Here is a 15,630-nt window from a genome sequence, read left to right on the forward strand (position 1 = left end):
AGTTGTATCCTTTATCAATCTTTTATGCAAAAACGAATCACGAATGTTTTTTTTGCATATAGTATATTTTTAAATATGTAAGATCTTTTAGCAAGCAAAGCGGGGGATCGATGTAAATTAAAGGCTGGATTTTTTGATATTGTTGGAATAAATGATATGAGCATTGGATGGTGCTCGGAAAGGAAAAGAGAATCAAGAAAATTACAACAAAGTGTACGAGCAAGCTTGTATACAAACCCTATGAAAGTGTCTCTCAAGTGAACAATATAATTCAGGGATAATCAACAAAATAACCAACTTAACACAAATGGTTTATTATTCATGACAAATACCAAACAACAAAATCAGATGGCCAATGCTATCCGTTTTCTTGCTATTGATGCGATTGAAAAAGCAAATTCTGGTCATCCTGGTTTACCCATGGGGGCGGCTGATATTGCCACTGTTCTTTATACAAGATTTTTAGCGCATGATCCGAAAAATCCTCACTGGCCTAACCGTGATCGCTTTGTCTTATCAGCAGGGCATGGGTCTATGTTGCTTTATGCCCTTATGTATCTTTCCGGTTATGAAGATATTTCTCTTGAGGATCTCCGCAATTTTCGTCAGCTTGGTTACAAAGTTGCTGGTCATCCAGAATATGGGCATGCTGCGGGAGTCGAAACAACCACCGGTCCGCTCGGGCAGGGGTTGGCTAATGCCGTAGGTATGGCTCTGGGGGAGCGTTTACTGAATGCGCGTTTTGGTGATTTGATTAATCATTATACCTATGCGTTGGTGGGTGATGGATGTTTAATGGAAGGTATCTCCCAAGAAGCAATATCTCTTGCTGGTCATTTAAAACTCAGCAAGCTGATTGTGTTATGGGATGATAACAATATTTCAATCGATGGAGCTATCTCGCTGACCGATAGTACAGATCAAATAGCGCGCTTTAAGGCATCTGGTTGGAATACAATCAAAGTCAATGGCCACAGCCAAGAATCCTTGGCTCACGCACTCGAAACTGCAAAGGTTTCTGACCAGCCAACTCTGATCGCATGTAAAACAACCATTGGTTTTGGAGCGCCAAATAAAAGTGGAACCAGTAAGGTTCATGGTTCACCTTTGGGGGCACAAGAAATTGCTGAAACTCGTAAAGCTTTGGGGTGGGAAGCGGAACCTTTTGTGATCCCGTCCGATATTCTCGATAGTTGGCGCTTGGCAGGTCTGAATGCTGCTAAAAAACGGCAAGAATGGGAAACAAAATTTGCTGCTTTGCCTGTATCTGAGCGCGTTGAGTTTGAACGGTTAATGCGTGGTGATCTCGTGGGGAGCTTCGATGCTGCACTGGATGCGTATAAACAACAATTGGCAAAAGATTGCCCCGTTGTTGCAACGCGTAAAGCTTCGGAAATGGCTCTCGATGTTATTAATGAAGTGGTTGTAGAAACCATTGGCGGTTCTGCCGATTTAACAGGTTCCAATAATACAAAAAGCAGCCAAATGAAAAGCATCACTGCGGACGATTTTGCAGGCCGCTATCTGCATTATGGGATTCGCGAACATGCTATGGGCGCAGTGATGAATGGTCTTGCGTTGTATGGCGGTTTTATTCCCTATGGTGGAACGTTTTTATGCTTTTCTGACTATATGCGCCCCGCAATGCGTCTCTCTTCTTTGATGGGCTTGCGGGTTATTTATGTCATGACGCATGATTCAATTGGTTTGGGTGAGGATGGTCCGACTCATCAGCCGGTAGAGCATTTGGCTACACTGCGTGCACTTCCAAATCATTTTGTTTTCCGACCTGCTGATGCTGTAGAAACAGTTGAATGTTGGCAATTGGCTTTAAAATCGCGCGGAACACCTTCCACTTTGGCTTTGAGCCGGCAAAATTTACCATTGTTACGTCAAGACTATGAAGAAGAGAATCTATGCATGTTGGGCGCGTATGAATTATTGACGGCCAGTGATGATGCGAAAGTGACGCTGTTTGCTTCAGGTTCAGAAGTGCAAATTGTTGTAAAAGCGCATGCTGTGTTAGAAGCAAAGGGTATTTCTACGCGTGTGGTATCCGTGCCTTGTTTTGAATTATTCGCTCAACAGTCTGCTTCGTATCAGCGTGTACTCATTGGTGATGCACCAATTAAAATTGCTGTTGAAGCGGCAGTTCAACAAGGATGGGATCGCTTTATTGGCTGTGATGGTGTATTCATTGGCATGGACGGATTTGGCGCGAGTGGGCCGATTGATGAACTTTATGCACATTTTGGTATTACGTCTGAGAATGTCGTAGCGATCGTTGAAGAAAAGCTTGAGAAGATCAATGAGAAAGGTAAAAAATGACTGTGCGCGTTGCAATTAATGGGTTTGGGCGTATTGGGCGCAATGTCTTGCGTGCTATTGTTGAAAGTGGACGCAAAGATATTGAAGTTGTTGCACTGAATGATTTAGGTTCAGTAGAAACAAATGCTCATTTATTGCGCTATGATTCGGTGCATGGGCGTTTTCCTGTACCCGTTCAGGTTGCTGGTGATGCAATTGATGTCGGTTCTGGTTTAATTAAGGTTATTGCGGAGCGTGATCCTGCACAATTGCCGTGGAAGGATTTGGATATTGATGTTGCACTGGAATGCACAGGCTTTTTTACGGCTCGTGACAAAGCAAGTGCGCATTTGGCAGCTGGTGCAAAGCGTGTTCTTGTTTCCGCGCCTGCTGAGGGTGCTGATTTAACGGTGGTCTATGGGGTCAATCATCAGGCTTTAAATAAAGAGCATCGTGTTGTTTCGAATGCTTCTTGCACAACAAATTGTTTAGCGCCCGTTGCGCAAGTGCTTCATAATACGGTTGGGATTGAAAAAGGCTTTATGACGACCATTCATTCTTATACAGGAGATCAACCTGTTTTAGATACAATGCATCGTGATCTTTATCGCGCGCGTGCAGCTGCTCTTTCTATGATCCCTACATCAACAGGTGCCGCTAAAGCTGTGGGGTTGGTTCTGCCAGAATTAAACGGTTTGCTCGATGGTGTGTCTCTTCGCGTTCCGACGCCCAATGTTTCTGTCGTTGATTTTACATTTACTGCTAAGCGTTCCACAACTGTGGCTGAAATTAATGCTGCCATTTGTTCGGCTGCTCAAGGGCATCTCAAGGGGATTTTAGACTATACAGAGGAAAAACTTGTAAGCAGTGATTTTAATCACAATCCACATTCGGCAATTGTTCATAATGACCAAACTAAAGTGATCGATGGTACGCTTTGTCGGGTTCTTGTTTGGTACGATAATGAATGGGGTTTTTCAAACCGCATGAGTGATACTGCTGTAGCTCTTGCCGGGACATTGTAGCCAGGATCTTGTAAATGAGGAGGGCCTGAAGGTCCTCTTTTTTATTATGCAGAAAGTGTCACGAGCGCGTTTAGTCGGTATTGATTGAAATAGAGAATCAAAGAGGATATTGTCGAAAAAACAGGAATGAGATTCATTCTGCCCTCTCAAGTATAGAAAGGGTCTTTTTCTGCCCTCCGCAGAAGAGTGCAGCTCGTGCATTTGGTTTGTGTTGATTATAGCCAGAGCCAAAAAGGGGTGACTATCAAGGAAATGAAAATGAGATTCATTCTGCAAGATTAAGCACAGAAAGAGTCTACGGTGTTTGGTAGAGAAATAGAAGTTTGAGGGACGTTGCGAAAGCATTTTAAACAGAGAAGCCGTAAAAATAGCAACAATAATCGGGGATCAGACAGTGGAGAGAGCAATGAAAGAATTTCATACACTTGATGATATTGATGTTTCAGGAAAATGTGTGCTCGTGCGGGTGGATTTTAATGTTCCAATGTCTCAGGGGAAGGTATGTGATGTAACGCGTATTGAGCGGCATAAAGAGACGCTCATGGAACTTCAAAAACGGGGTGCTAAGCTGATACTTCTGTCGCATTGTGGTCGCCCGAAAGGGCAGGTGATGCCAGAATTTTCATTACGACCTGTTGCTGAAGTCCTCGCAAACATAATGGATCAGAAGGTTTTTTTCGTAAAAGATTGTATTGGTGCAGAAGTTCGGGAGGCGGTTGAAGCGTTGCAAGAGGGTGAGATCCTTTTGCTTGAAAATGTCCGTTTTTATTCAGGCGAAGAACAAAATAGTCGTTCTTTTGCAGAAGCTTTAGCGCGCAATGGTGATATTTATGTGAATGATGCTTTTTCTGTATCTCATCGGGCTCATGCTTCTGTCGAGGGGATAACGGGTTTTTTGCCTTCTTATGCAGGGCGTGCATTGCAGCGTGAATTGCAGGCTTTAAAACAAGGACTCGGCAATCCAGTTCATCCGGTGGTAGCCGTTGTGGGTGGTGCTAAGGTTTCAAGTAAGCTTTTTGTACTCAATCATTTGGTTGAAAAAGTTGATTGTTTGGTGATTGGGGGTGGCATGGCTAATAGTTTTTTAGCTGCACAAGGTAGCCATATTGGTCAATCTCTTTGTGAACCTACATTCATGGAAACAGTTAAAGAAATTATTGAAAAAGCGCGTGAGTGCCAATGTACGCTTCTTTTGCCTGTTGATGCGGTGGTTGGATTTCGTTTTACAAAAGACACACCTTATCGCCTTTATGATATTGATGATATCCCTGAAAATGGGATGATTTTGGATATTGGTATGCGCTCTATTGCGTGTATCAATGCTGCAATTGATAAGGCTACAACTCTTGTGTGGAATGGGCCGCTTGGTGTTTTTGAGATGCCTCCCTTTGATCGGGGTACGATTGCTGTTGCTTGCCATGCAGCAGAGCGCACTAAAGAAGGGAAGTTGGTCTCAATTGCTGGAGGAGGAGATACGGCTTTTGCATTGAATCATGCTGGAGTTGCCAATGATTTTACGTATCTTTCAACGGCTGGGGGGGCTTTCTTGGAATGGATGGAGGGTAAAACTCTGCCTGGCGTTTTCGCTTTAATGCAGGCTGGGAAGATTATGATGTAGTTTATAGCATGTTGTTTATATTGTATTGATTAATCAATTACTTTTGAAAATTAAGACAAAAAAGAGGAATTTTTTATGAATGAACGTCTTGAAGATATAGCACTGTCTTTGGTTGAATCGGGGAAAGGTATTTTGGCGGCTGATGAAAGTACCGCTACGATTGGAAAGCGTTTTGAAAGCATTGGTATAGAATCAAGCGAAAATAATCGTCGTGCCTATCGTGAAATGCTTTTCACTGCAAAAGAAGCTATGGAATGCGCTATTTCTGGTGTTATTTTATTTGATGAAACTATTCGCCAAAAGGCGTCTACCGGTCAAATGTTGACAGACATCATTCGGGAATCCGGTGCTTTGCCAGGCATTAAAGTTGACACAGGTGCTAAGCCATTGGCAGCTTTCGCTCATGAAACAATTACAGAAGGATTGGACGCTCTTCGTGAGCGTTTAAAAGAGTATTATGCGTTAGGGGCACGTTTTGCCAAGTGGCGTGCGGTGATTGCAATTGATGAGCACTCTTTGCCAACACAAGGTGCAATATACCAAAATGCACAAGCTTTAGCACGTTATGCTGCTTTGTGTCAGGAAGTGGGCGTTGTTCCGATTGTAGAGCCAGAAGTGTTGATGGATGGTCCATCGCGCCAGCATTCAATAACACGCTGCTTTGATGTTACAAAAGCTGTTTTAAAAACTGTGTTTGAAGAATTATTTCAGGCTCGTGTTCTGTGTGAAGGTATGATTTTAAAACCCAATATGGTGATTGATGGCAAAGATTTGCGTAAAGCTTCACTTGAAGAAGTTGCTGAAAAGACTATTTACGTCCTTAAACAGACTGTTCCTGCTGCTGTCCCAGGGATTGCATTTCTTTCAGGTGGGCAGTCTGATGAAGAGGCAACAGCTCATTTGTCTGCTATGAATGCTCAGGGGACATTGCCGTGGAAATTGACCTTCTCTTATGGGCGTGCGTTGCAATCGGCTGCTTTGAAAATATGGGGCGGAAAAGAAGAAAATATTACGGCTGCACAAAAGGCTTTTTATCATCGTGCTCGGATGAATCATCTTGCAGCTTTAGGACAATGGAGAAAGGAAGAGGAAGAGTCCTTTGTTTAAAGAACAGTTTGGTATGCTCCAGCACCTCTATTACGGTGATTGTCGTCATAGAGGTGTTTTTGCTGTGTAGGAGAGGTGTATTTTAAAGATTAGCAAAGCAAACTCCATGGAATGCCATCATTCTCACGCTTGTCAAGCCACAAACGAGTTCCATTATTATCTTTACCGGCACTAAGTGTTGCCACGACTCTTGCGTTTAAACGGTTTACCGTTTGCATGCCCAATCTATCTTTAAAACGCTATAATTCAGTCCTCCTCCCAATCCACCTTCTTTATGTGCGATTGAGTGATTTTTAATGATTTGCAGTATTTGCAGTAATAGTGCACGAAATGATAAAATCTTACAATATCAAATGGTTCAATACAGCAGGAAAATTTACAATTTCTTCTGAAGAATCAATAGATTATTTGAGTAAGCATAAACAGGTACGGTTGGTGTCGAGTGTTTCCGCTTGCATGTTATTTTCTTGCATTAAACACTGAATAAGAGAAACTATACTGCGGTCATTTTTTTAATTGTTTCACGAAAGCAACATTATTTTGTATAGTTCTCTTTTATTGGAGATTGAGCTATTGGAGATTGAGCAAGGGTGACCATGCTGGGTCAGAGGCATCATTAGGGGTTGGTAATAGACGTTCATTCCGTCCGCTAATATCAATCGTGTAAATTTTGGGTCCTACGCCGGGATCTTTGCGGAAAAACATCAGCACGCGCCCATTTGGCGCCCAGGTTGGACCTTCATTATGAAAACCTGTGGTTAAAATCCGCTCCCCTTGTCCATCGGGACGCATAACACCAATGGAAAATTGTCCCTGAGATTGTTTCGTAAAAGCGATGTAATCACCACGCGGTGACCAAATAGGTGTTGAATAGCTGCTATCGTTTGATGAAATTTTCTGAAGATTGCTTCCATCTTCGTTCATCGTGTAAATTTGTGGTCTTCCGTTGCGGTCAGATGAAAAGACAATCTGTTTGCCATCCGGTGAATAAGAGGCAGATGTATCAATAGCCTGAGTTGCCGTTAGGCGTGTCATGGTACGTGTTCGTAAATCCATTGTGTAAAGATTGGCACTGCCATTATTTTGTAACAAACTCATAATTACTTTTTGTCCATCAGGCGAAAAACGTGGGGCAATAGTCATATTGTCAAAAGCCCCTATTAATTCCCTTTGCCCCATTTCAATTTGTTGAAGATAAACGTGGGGCGTTTTCTTATGGCCATAAGCCATATAGGTTATTTCTTGTCGCTTGGGTGAAAAACGTGGCGTGAGCACCAATTCTTTTCCATTAGAGAGATAGATTAAATTAGCTCCATCTTGATCCATAATTGCTAAGCGTTTGATACGTGCATTGAGAGGGCCTGTTTCATCGATAAAAACAATACGCGTATCAAAATAACCACTTTCACCTGTCATTTTACTATAAATCTCATCCGCGATCATATGCGCAACACGCCGCCAGCGTTCTGTTGCTGTATAGAAGCGTTGTCCTTTGATTTGTCGATTACCAAAGACATCCCATAAACGAAAATCGACTCTTAATCGTCCATCTGTTTCTCTTACAACCTGTCCAGTAACCAACCCTTGAGCTTTTATTGTCTGCCAATCGGAAAAGCGCGGTTGACTATTGGGATTGATGATTTGTTCAAGAAAAGATGCCTTGTCAATCGGTACAAAAAGCCCAGATCGTTCAAGATCTGCTGAGACTACGGCAGAAATCTTTTGTCCTATTGAATCGCTGGAGATAAAATCCGTAATTGCGATTGGTATGGGATTAAAATCAGCGTTGACAATGGTGCCTTTCAACTGCGCAGAGGCAGAGGAAAACCCTGAAAGCCACAAACTCATGGTGACAATAAACAAAGAAAAAAATGAATGTCTTGTTACAGTCATAATGGAATGCATCCTTTCATAGAGAGACAACTTTGTTGCATTTTGAGATTTATTTTACGTAGAGATATTCCTTCATAGATCTGTTTCTTGAAGGGGATCAACATTAAAATCAAAACCCTGTCCCCACAAATCGTACTGATCGCGTGGGAGATTTGCGTAAGGTTGGCATGAGAAAACAGCCGCATACACTTGCCGCATCATAATGTCCTGCTGGCTTCTGTCGCCACTGAGTGGTTCAATCATCGGATCTCCTATGACCATTCCCTCGCGGTTTAAGGAAAATTGCAAACGCACGATTGGACGGTTTTTTAAATTGCTACCAATGGCAACAAGTTTGAGCTTTTCCTGAATACATGAACCAGCAAGATTCACTAATGTTTGCGCCATTTTTGTGGTATCGCCAATATTTTTTTTCTTTCCTAATGCTTCCTCTTCATCAGATCGCTTTGCTCCACCTCCTTGAGTACGCATGCGGTTCAAAAGATTTTTTTCTTCCATTGCTAAAATATCTTCAATTGTTTGTTCGCTTTGTTTTTCAGGAGCGTGCGCTCTTTGGGGTACGGATTGTTTGTCTTGTTTTGGTTTGACCTGTGGGAGAGGCGTATGTTCTAGTTGCTCAACCTCTTTGGATGGTTTATGTGCTGGTATTGCTTTAACTGGCTTTGTTGGTGCACTTGATTCTGGTTTCTTCTGTGGTGTTATGACTTCATTTCGAGTTGTTTTCGAAGCATTCACTTCTGGTTTGATTATCTCCGGCGTGATTTCTTTTGGCGCAATTTCTTTTGGTGTGGTTGTTTCTGGTTTAATGATTTCGGGTATGTTTTTTTTGGGCGCAGCTTCTTTCGAAGCAGTTACTTCCGGTTTGCTTATTTTTGGTGTGCTCGCTTCTGGTGCGCCTACTTCTGGCTTGGTTATTTCAGATGTGGTTTCTTTTGGCACAGCTTCTTTTAGCGTGCTTACTTCTGGTTTGATTATTTCCGGCGTAATTTCTGTTGGTAATACCTCAACTTTTTCTTCTAGCAATTCTTTTGTTTTGAGTGGTGGTACAGGTGTTTCTGGAACATCCTTTTTTCCAGAAGTGGACAATGCTGCCTCAACTCGCCGCGGTTTTTCTTTTGGCTTGAAAGGCGCTATATTATCCACTATGCCATCACCGATATGGTGTACATCTTCTTTTTCTGGAGGTTTGGTCGTTGGTTTTGGTTTTGAATTTTCATTAGGCAAAGCACTGGATGAGCCTTGTTGCAGGGCAAGTTCTTTTTCAAAAGGAGCTAAGGTAATGGGAACTGCTTCTAGCTTTTGTTGTGGTGGGATGTTGGAATTGGTAAGATGTACGCCTCCCCAAATGATGAGAACGATATGCGCTGCAAGGGATAAAGCCAAGCTTCCTTTCATGCTATGATAAGAATTTTTATCCATCTATACATTTTACCTTTTTATTTTTCAATCACAACGCTCATTTTTGCATCGATTGCCTAAAGAGTGGTTTTTATTGCGCCAAACTGGCTAGAGCAACTTGTGAAAAGCCCGCTTTTTGAATATCAGCGAGAAGCTGTAATACTTGTTGATATTCGACAGTTTTAGCGGCACGCACGAAAATGCGTTGATTTTTTTGTGTCGGATCAATAGCCAGTTGTGCTTTGAGCTTTGACATCAGATCTTCAGAGGTATCGTAATAATCTTGATTGATTGCTAAACGCCCTTGTTCATCAAGTGAAATTGTGAGTGGAGGTTTATCGGCGTGCACTGGTCCCGCTTGGCTACGAGGTAAATCAAGAGGAACGCCATTGACTAGAAGTGGAGCCGATACCATAAAGATGATAAGCAAAACTAACATCACATCAACAAAAGGTGTTACATTAATTTCGCTCATTAGATGCTTGCTTGAGCTACGCCGTCTCCGTGTGTTTTTTTGAGAAGAAGAAGCAACAGAAAATCCCATGATAGATCTCTCTATAAAGATGAATTAGATGTCATCGTCTCATCGATGCGCCGTGACACAATTGTTGAAAATTCATCAGCAAATCTCTCTATTTGCGTGATGATGTAAGCACTTTCATTGGTCAATTTGTTATAAGCAATAACCGCTGGAATTGCTGCAAACAAACCAATTGCAGTGGCTAAAAGTGCTTCTGCAATGCCCGGAGCTACAATTGCCAGCGATGTATTTTGAGATGCTGAAATAGAAAGAAATGAATTCATAATACCAACAACCGTTCCGAATAAGCCGATAAAGGGACCAGCTGATCCAAGGGTTGCTAAAAAGCCTAATCTTGATTCTATTTTTGCACTTTCACGCCCCAAAGCAAGATCCATCGCTTTGTCAATTCTGGTCTGTAGGTTTAATGATGTATGAATCCCTTTTGAGAGTGATTTTTTCCATTCTATCATTGCTGCTACAAAAACGGCCGACATGCTATTGGTACGTTGATTTTTATAGGTTTCATAAAGTTTTTCTAAGGGTTCGCCTGACCAAAACACGCGCTCGAAATACTTTATTTCATGCCGTATTTTTCGGTAAGTAAAGATTTTATCAAAAATAATCGCCCAGCTCCATATGGAAGCCAGCAATAATCCAATCATAACAGATTTCACAACCCAATTTGCTTGCATAAACAAGCTTAACACTCCAATCGCTTCTGGAGCCGTAAGCTCTATGTGTGGCATAATGTCTACCTCTTTAAATGAAAGATTCATGTTTTAAAATCTAATAACACGCATTATTTTACAGTTTCTAAATTTATTTTACAGATGCTAAATTTGAAGTATAAGTTTTCTGTGTTTTAAAGAGCACTGCACAGTGACGCTTTTACACGGTATCGTTTCTATGAAGGATTGTCGAAAAAAGACCTTGGGGTAAACGCCGTGGTTTGCCTTCTTGGTTAATGATGGCGATTTCAACCTTCGCATCAACCAACACTTTATCATCGTGCAGGATATATTGATCCATGAAAAAACGTGCTCCTTGAAGACGCGTGAGGCGTGTTTTAACGGTTAAAAGATGATCAATCTGTGCTGGTCGGCAAAAATGAATGTCTATATGCCGCACGACGAAAAACAGTTTTTCATCTTGGGTTCCTGATGCTAATCCGCTGTTATTAAAACCCGTATTACGCAAAAATTCTGAGCGACCTCTTTCAAAAAACTCCAAATAGCGCGCATGGTAAACGACACCAGAGAAGTCTGTATCTGCAACATAGACGCGTATTTGAAGATCGTGAAAAAAGTTTGCATGATTGTCATCAACAAATGTTATTTCAGCCATCGTCTTCTTCCCATAAGGTCGTTTGTATCGATGAATGCGTTTGCATCTGATTTTGAACATGTACGTTGGTTAGTTGAGTACATTTTTGTGTTGAAAGTGCGGACGTAGGTGCACAAAGCCCTAGATGTGTCCAAGCTTTTTCTGTGAGAATCCGCCCACGGGTGGTTCGTTGAATAAAACCTTGTTGGAGCAGATAAGGTTCAATAATATCTTCAATAGCATCACGCGGTTCTGAAAGAGCGGCTGCAATGGTTTCAACGCCTACGGGGCCGCCTAAAAAAGTTTCTGCAATGAGTAGTAGATAACGTCGATCAAGAGGATCAAGACCAAAATGATCGACTTCAAGACGGGAAAGTGCTTCATCAGCAATTGAGCGATCAATGGTTTGAGCATGTTTGACGAGAGCAAAGTCACAGACACGACGTAAAAGCCGTCCTGCAATGCGCGGGGTACCACGTGCGCGGCGTGCAATCTCATGAGCCCCATCCTCGCTGATATAAACCGAAAAAAGGCGCGCATTGCGTCGAACGATATATTCTAATTCCTCTATAGTATAAAAATTTAACCGAATTGGGATGCCAAAACGATCCCGTAATGGTGTGGTCAATAAGCCTAAACGTGTGGTTGCAGCCACTAAAGTGAATTTAGCTAAGTCAATTTTGACCGAACGAGCTGCTGGACCTTCTCCAATGATTAAATCAAGCTGATAGTCTTCCATGGCGGGATAAAGAATTTCCTCAATCGCCGGATTTAAACGATGAATTTCATCAATAAAAAGGACATCACGTTCTTCCAGATTGGTTAAAAGAGCCGCTAAATCTCCTGCTTTGGCAATCACTGGTCCTGATGTGGAACGAAAATTAACGCCTAATTCCTTAGCCATAATTTGCGAAAGTGTTGTTTTCCCCAAACCCGGCGGCCCCACAAACAAAACATGATCCAGTGCTTCTTTACGTGTTTTTGCCGCTTCAATAAATATTTTTAAATTTGCGCGTGCCGCTTCTTGACCAATAAAGTCATCGAGCACTTGTGGTCTTAAGGAACGATCAGGATCATTGGGAAGGGGAACGGCATCAAGAAGCCGTTTATCTTCGTTTTTATGCATCTTTACCTTGTGCTAAGTGAGAGGAAAGCAATTTAAGGCTATGGCGAATAAGGAGTGCTGAAGAGACTGTTTCTCCTTCAAGAGTGTTTATCACTGAAGCTAAAACATTGGCTGCTTGAGAGCGCTCATAACCAAGATTGATTAAAGCCAATAGTGCGTCGTTGACCGGTTGATTTGTTGCCTCTGGGTGAAAGCTGGAGACGGAATGTAATTTGTTTTTGCTGTTTTCACTTAGAGGAAGGGTTTTGCTTTTAAGTTCGCCTACAATTCTTTGACTCACTTTCTTGCCCACGCCCGGAGCGCGGCTGATCGTTGGAATATCGTTGAGTGCAATCGCTTGTGCGAGTTCATCGGGCGATAATGTGCCTAAAATTGCTAAGGCAACTTTTGTCCCGACGCCGGGCACATTTTGCAGAAGACAAAACCAATCTTGTTCCGTTTTCGTTGCAAAACCAAAAAGGCGGATAGCATCTTCACGAACATGTGTTTCAATAAACAAGCTTAAATTTTCACCAAGAGATGGTAAAGAAGGACGAAGTCGGTTTGATATAAAAACGATATATCCTACACCCTGCACATCGAGAATAACATGATCGTCAAAGATATTTTCAAGGGTGCCCTTTAATTTGCCGATCATGGGCTTACCTTTGAGAGATAGGAGAAGCTGGTACGGTGGGTACTATGGCAGAGTGCAAGAGCAAGCGCATCGGCTGCATCATTGCTATCAAACTCAGCGCGTGGAAGAAGAACTTTTACCATCATATGAATTTGTTCTTTAGTACCATGGCCGACACCAATGACAGACTTTTTGATTTGGTTCGGTGCATATTCAGAAACGGGAAGACCTTCTTGCGCTGGGACAAGAAGTGCAATGGCGCGTGCTTGACTTAGTTTTAAAGTGGCCGTAGCATCTTTGTTCACAAAAACATGCTCAACAGCTGCTTCATGAGGCATAAATTGATGAACAGTATCTGAAAGCCCCTTATAAAGTTGATATAATCTGGAGGGGAGGGTGCACTGTGCGTCAGAGTAGATTGTTCCTGCTGCGACAAAGTGCAGACGATTGCCTAAGAGGTCAATAACACCCCATCCTGTTTGTCGGAGTCCTGGATCAATGCCTATAATACGAATCGTTTCTGCCATAGAGCGAGTTTATGCTATTTATTTCTATTTGAACAGATGCAACAAAACTAGAACATAAGACAGTTAACCCCGTGCAAAAATAAGGGGAGAACCAAAAAAGAATGCCGAAAGGGGAGGGTGCATCTGAAAGAATGAGTGGAATAGAGGCTTAAGAATTAGGGCAAACAGGATAAAAGATCGCGGCTAGAAGCGTGGGCGTGAGAAACCGAAGATCGAGAGAGGATCAAGGGACAAAAATTGTTTAAGGACGCTGAAAAGCTGTTTGAAGCAATTGGATTTGTTTGTTCACCGGATTGTTGTTCTCTAAAGTATGGGAAGATACTTGTTGTTTATTGTAGCTTATATAGCGCATCCGTTCTTCTATACGAAGAGAACGGATCACAAAGTGGCGAAAAATTTCTGGTAATTCTTTCCAATGGTCGGTTTCTTGGCTTAGTGATGGTGTATGAAGGGATATTTTTGCGGTTTCTTTCTGTATTTGTTCCGGTGACATTTCTCCTTCACGCTCTGCACGAAGCAGCAAAAGCTGAGAGGCTACTTGCATAAGTCGCGTACTTAAATACACAGTTTCTTTCGCGTAAAGTGCAGAGACTTCTGCCGGAAGGGAACGAGCTGCTAATTTGCCTTCTGTATCAATATAAGCCGCTGTTTCTTCAATCAGAATCATTGTTTCTTCACAAAGGCGGTTAAAAACATTCTCAAAGGCATCATGCTCAATCATGAGAATGAGCTCATCATGTGGATGTTTATGTGCACTCACGCTATTTTACACTCCCAAGTATGGAACTATGGTAATCAACAAACATAAGGATGAAAAGTTCCTTTCACTGTTGTATAAAGTATTTTTCCTCCAATTGGATAGCTTTTTTTCAAGAATTGTGCAATGCGCTTCTTACACTAGGGTTAATGCGCTTTTACATGCGTGTTTCATGTCCTGCGTAGTCGGTATTATGCATTTCTTTGATGTTCTGATGGCGAGGGAGAACGAGAGCTTTGTCTATGAGATTTTTGATTTTCATAATAATAGGCGACGAAAAATTGTACTGCAATTCCGCTCATGATTAAGAGGGTGTCGGAAAAAAAACTACTGGGCACTAATGTTTTAAAAATCTGTCCAAATATCGCAAAAATAGTGCCGATTACAAAAACCGGTAAGCCGTGTTTTCCCAAAATAGCTAAGGGGTGCTTCTCGGAAACGCGTAATCGCTTATAAAGCCAAGGAAGGCAAAGAACCAAGAATGATAAGGAAAGAATATGGAGTAGACGAGGAAGGCTTAAAAAAGTTTTATTAAAATTAACGAGTGGTGAAGACCAGTTAAGCCAACCGAGAACCCACCACCAATTTAAGCGCACCCATAATAACGAGAGGATAATATAACCAGCTGATAAAATGAATAAAAAAGGCTGAAATGGGATGGTTTTTCCTTGTTTGAGATATAAAGTGCCTGTTAATCCAATTACAAAAAGGAATTGCCATGATAAAGGATTTAAAAACCACTTTCCCGGTAAAGGATAAGAAGGTGGTGCAATCTTATAAAAGCCACATATCAAGTAGATTATGAATGAGATGAAAAGAAGAAGCCTTTTATGCTTGCAGCTTAAATACAGTGCAAGGGGAGAAATAATTGTGAGAACAATATAAAGCGGGAGGATATTATTGTAACCTAATTGATGGCCAAAGCTCAGTGTGCTGAAAAATGCGGTAACAGGTTGTGTCAGAAATAAACCTATATTATTCATCGATAAAAGTTTTTCTGAGTTCCAAAGAAAAGATGCTCCTAAAAAAAGGCTTAAAGTCGCAAAGGTGGCAAAAAGATGCGCTTTATAAAGCTGAAAAGCTCTTCGCCAAAGTTTGCGCACAATCAAAGTAAAACGCTCTTTGTGGAAACGAGCATGGAAGCTAAGTCCAAGAGAGACACCTGAAAGCAAAACGAATATTTCTGTGGCGTCGGAAAAACCGAAATTTTTATGTGTTATATGTTCATAGATTGTGCCAGGAATATGATTGATGAAAATCGTCAATAACGCTAGAGAACGGACAACATCAATGCGTGTATCACGGTTAGAAGGGGGGAGATCGTGATTGAAAGAACCAGGATGAGCCATAGATGAACCTTGATAAGCGATATAAAGAAACGCTTCTTTTAGCAAAATGTGACAATAAAAA

15 protein-coding genes are annotated in these 15,630 nt (G+C 41.8%); 4 read left to right on the top strand and 11 right to left on the bottom strand.

Translation table 11 applies throughout. The features are described 5' to 3' along the window. Positions 1–321 precede the first annotated feature (321 nt). The 4 genes from tkt (at position 322) to NPX98_RS01935 (ending at position 6,057) form a co-directional block, all read left to right on the top strand. A complete protein-coding gene (tkt, locus tag NPX98_RS01920) occupies positions 322–2,328 on the top strand; it encodes a transketolase (RefSeq protein ID WP_269022298.1) in 2,007 nt (668 codons plus the stop codon). Then, entirely contained in the window at positions 2,325–3,332 is a 1,008-nt protein-coding gene (gene gap / locus NPX98_RS01925; RefSeq protein WP_269022299.1) for a type I glyceraldehyde-3-phosphate dehydrogenase, read from the top strand. Before tkt ends, gap begins: the two co-directional genes overlap by 4 nt. Positions 3,333–3,738: 406 nt before the next feature. Then, positions 3,739–4,950 (top strand): phosphoglycerate kinase, encoded by a 1,212-nt coding sequence (locus NPX98_RS01930; protein WP_269022300.1) that lies wholly within the window; start codon positions 3,739–3,741, stop codon positions 4,948–4,950. A gap of 75 nt (positions 4,951–5,025) precedes the next feature. Next, on the top strand, positions 5,026–6,057 hold the full coding sequence (locus NPX98_RS01935) for a class I fructose-bisphosphate aldolase (protein WP_269022301.1): 1,032 nt from the start codon (positions 5,026–5,028) through the stop codon (positions 6,055–6,057). Positions 6,058–6,146: 89 nt separating this feature from the next. On the opposite strand, the gene NPX98_RS01940 is transcribed toward NPX98_RS01935, so the two are convergent. From NPX98_RS01940 to NPX98_RS01990, 11 genes are all read right to left on the bottom strand, one after another. After that, positions 6,147–6,275 carry a DUF4102 domain-containing protein gene (locus NPX98_RS01940; RefSeq protein ID WP_269022303.1) on the bottom strand — a complete coding sequence of 43 codons (129 nt, stop codon included), beginning with the start codon at positions 6,273–6,275 and terminating at the stop codon, positions 6,147–6,149. Positions 6,276–6,627: 352 nt separating this feature from the next. Continuing rightward, positions 6,628–7,950, bottom strand: coding sequence for a Tol-Pal system beta propeller repeat protein TolB (tolB, locus tag NPX98_RS01945; protein ID WP_269022304.1), 1,323 nt, complete (start codon positions 7,948–7,950; stop codon positions 6,628–6,630). Positions 7,951–8,022: 72 nt separating this feature from the next. Continuing rightward, a complete protein-coding gene (locus tag NPX98_RS01950) occupies positions 8,023–9,369 on the bottom strand; it encodes a cell envelope biogenesis protein TolA (protein ID WP_269022305.1) in 1,347 nt (448 codons plus the stop codon). Positions 9,370–9,439: 70 nt separating this feature from the next. Then, positions 9,440–9,892: a protein TolR gene (tolR, locus tag NPX98_RS01955; protein ID WP_269022306.1), complete on the bottom strand. Its 453-nt coding sequence runs from the start codon at positions 9,890–9,892 to the stop codon at positions 9,440–9,442. 11 nt (positions 9,893–9,903) lie between these two features. Then, positions 9,904–10,617: a protein TolQ gene (tolQ, locus tag NPX98_RS01960; protein WP_269022308.1), complete on the bottom strand. Its 714-nt coding sequence runs from the start codon at positions 10,615–10,617 to the stop codon at positions 9,904–9,906. A 142-nt stretch (positions 10,618–10,759) separates the two neighbouring features. Continuing rightward, positions 10,760–11,215 carry a tol-pal system-associated acyl-CoA thioesterase gene (ybgC, locus tag NPX98_RS01965; protein WP_269022309.1) on the bottom strand — a complete coding sequence of 152 codons (456 nt, stop codon included), beginning with the start codon at positions 11,213–11,215 and terminating at the stop codon, positions 10,760–10,762. Beyond that, on the bottom strand, positions 11,208–12,320 hold the full coding sequence (gene ruvB / locus NPX98_RS01970; RefSeq protein ID WP_269022311.1) for a Holliday junction branch migration DNA helicase RuvB: 1,113 nt from the start codon (positions 12,318–12,320) through the stop codon (positions 11,208–11,210). The genes ybgC and ruvB overlap by 8 nt, the downstream gene beginning before the upstream one ends. Beyond that, positions 12,313–12,957, bottom strand: a complete 645-nt coding sequence (gene ruvA, locus NPX98_RS01975) for a Holliday junction branch migration protein RuvA (protein ID WP_269022312.1) — start codon at positions 12,955–12,957, stop codon at positions 12,313–12,315. The genes ruvB and ruvA overlap by 8 nt, the downstream gene beginning before the upstream one ends. Continuing rightward, the gene (gene ruvC / locus NPX98_RS01980) at positions 12,954–13,463 is read right to left on the bottom strand and encodes a crossover junction endodeoxyribonuclease RuvC (RefSeq protein ID WP_269022313.1); all 510 of its coding nucleotides are present in this window, start codon (positions 13,461–13,463) and stop codon (positions 12,954–12,956) included. The genes ruvA and ruvC overlap by 4 nt, the downstream gene beginning before the upstream one ends. 241 nt (positions 13,464–13,704) lie before the next feature. Beyond that, positions 13,705–14,223 (bottom strand): DUF1465 family protein, encoded by a 519-nt coding sequence (locus tag NPX98_RS01985; RefSeq protein WP_269022314.1) that lies wholly within the window; start codon positions 14,221–14,223, stop codon positions 13,705–13,707. 188 nt (positions 14,224–14,411) lie between these two features. Next, complete coding sequence (locus tag NPX98_RS01990; RefSeq protein WP_269022315.1) at positions 14,412–15,569, bottom strand: OpgC family protein; 1,158 nt, start codon at positions 15,567–15,569, stop codon at positions 14,412–14,414. Positions 15,570–15,630 lie beyond the last annotated feature (61 nt).

The organism is Bartonella sp. A05 (assembly GCF_026930145.1).
Taxonomy (GTDB): Bacteria; Pseudomonadota; Alphaproteobacteria; order Rhizobiales; family Rhizobiaceae; genus Bartonella.

Coding starts and splice junctions, on each gene's coding strand:
- ybgC (WP_269022309.1), bottom strand. CDS start 11,215: ATGGCTGAAATAACATTTGTTGATGACAATCATGCAAACTTTTTTCAC.
- NPX98_RS01990 (WP_269022315.1), bottom strand. CDS start 15,569: ATGGCTCATCCTGGTTCTTTCAATCACGATCTCCCCCCTTCTAACCGT.
- ruvA (WP_269022312.1), bottom strand. CDS start 12,957: ATGATCGGCAAATTAAAGGGCACCCTTGAAAATATCTTTGACGATCAT.
- ruvC (WP_269022313.1), bottom strand. CDS start 13,463: ATGGCAGAAACGATTCGTATTATAGGCATTGATCCAGGACTCCGACAA.
- tolB (WP_269022304.1), bottom strand. CDS start 7,950: ATGACTGTAACAAGACATTCATTTTTTTCTTTGTTTATTGTCACCATG.
- NPX98_RS01935 (WP_269022301.1), top strand. CDS start 5,026: ATGAATGAACGTCTTGAAGATATAGCACTGTCTTTGGTTGAATCGGGG.
- tolR (WP_269022306.1), bottom strand. CDS start 9,892: ATGGGATTTTCTGTTGCTTCTTCTTCTCAAAAAAACACACGGAGACGG.
- tkt (WP_269022298.1), top strand. CDS start 322: ATGACAAATACCAAACAACAAAATCAGATGGCCAATGCTATCCGTTTT.
- NPX98_RS01940 (WP_269022303.1), bottom strand. CDS start 6,275: ATGCAAACGGTAAACCGTTTAAACGCAAGAGTCGTGGCAACACTTAGT.
- ruvB (WP_269022311.1), bottom strand. CDS start 12,320: ATGCATAAAAACGAAGATAAACGGCTTCTTGATGCCGTTCCCCTTCCC.
- NPX98_RS01930 (WP_269022300.1), top strand. CDS start 3,739: ATGAAAGAATTTCATACACTTGATGATATTGATGTTTCAGGAAAATGT.
- gap (WP_269022299.1), top strand. CDS start 2,325: ATGACTGTGCGCGTTGCAATTAATGGGTTTGGGCGTATTGGGCGCAAT.
- tolQ (WP_269022308.1), bottom strand. CDS start 10,617: ATGCCACACATAGAGCTTACGGCTCCAGAAGCGATTGGAGTGTTAAGC.
- NPX98_RS01950 (WP_269022305.1), bottom strand. CDS start 9,369: ATGGATAAAAATTCTTATCATAGCATGAAAGGAAGCTTGGCTTTATCC.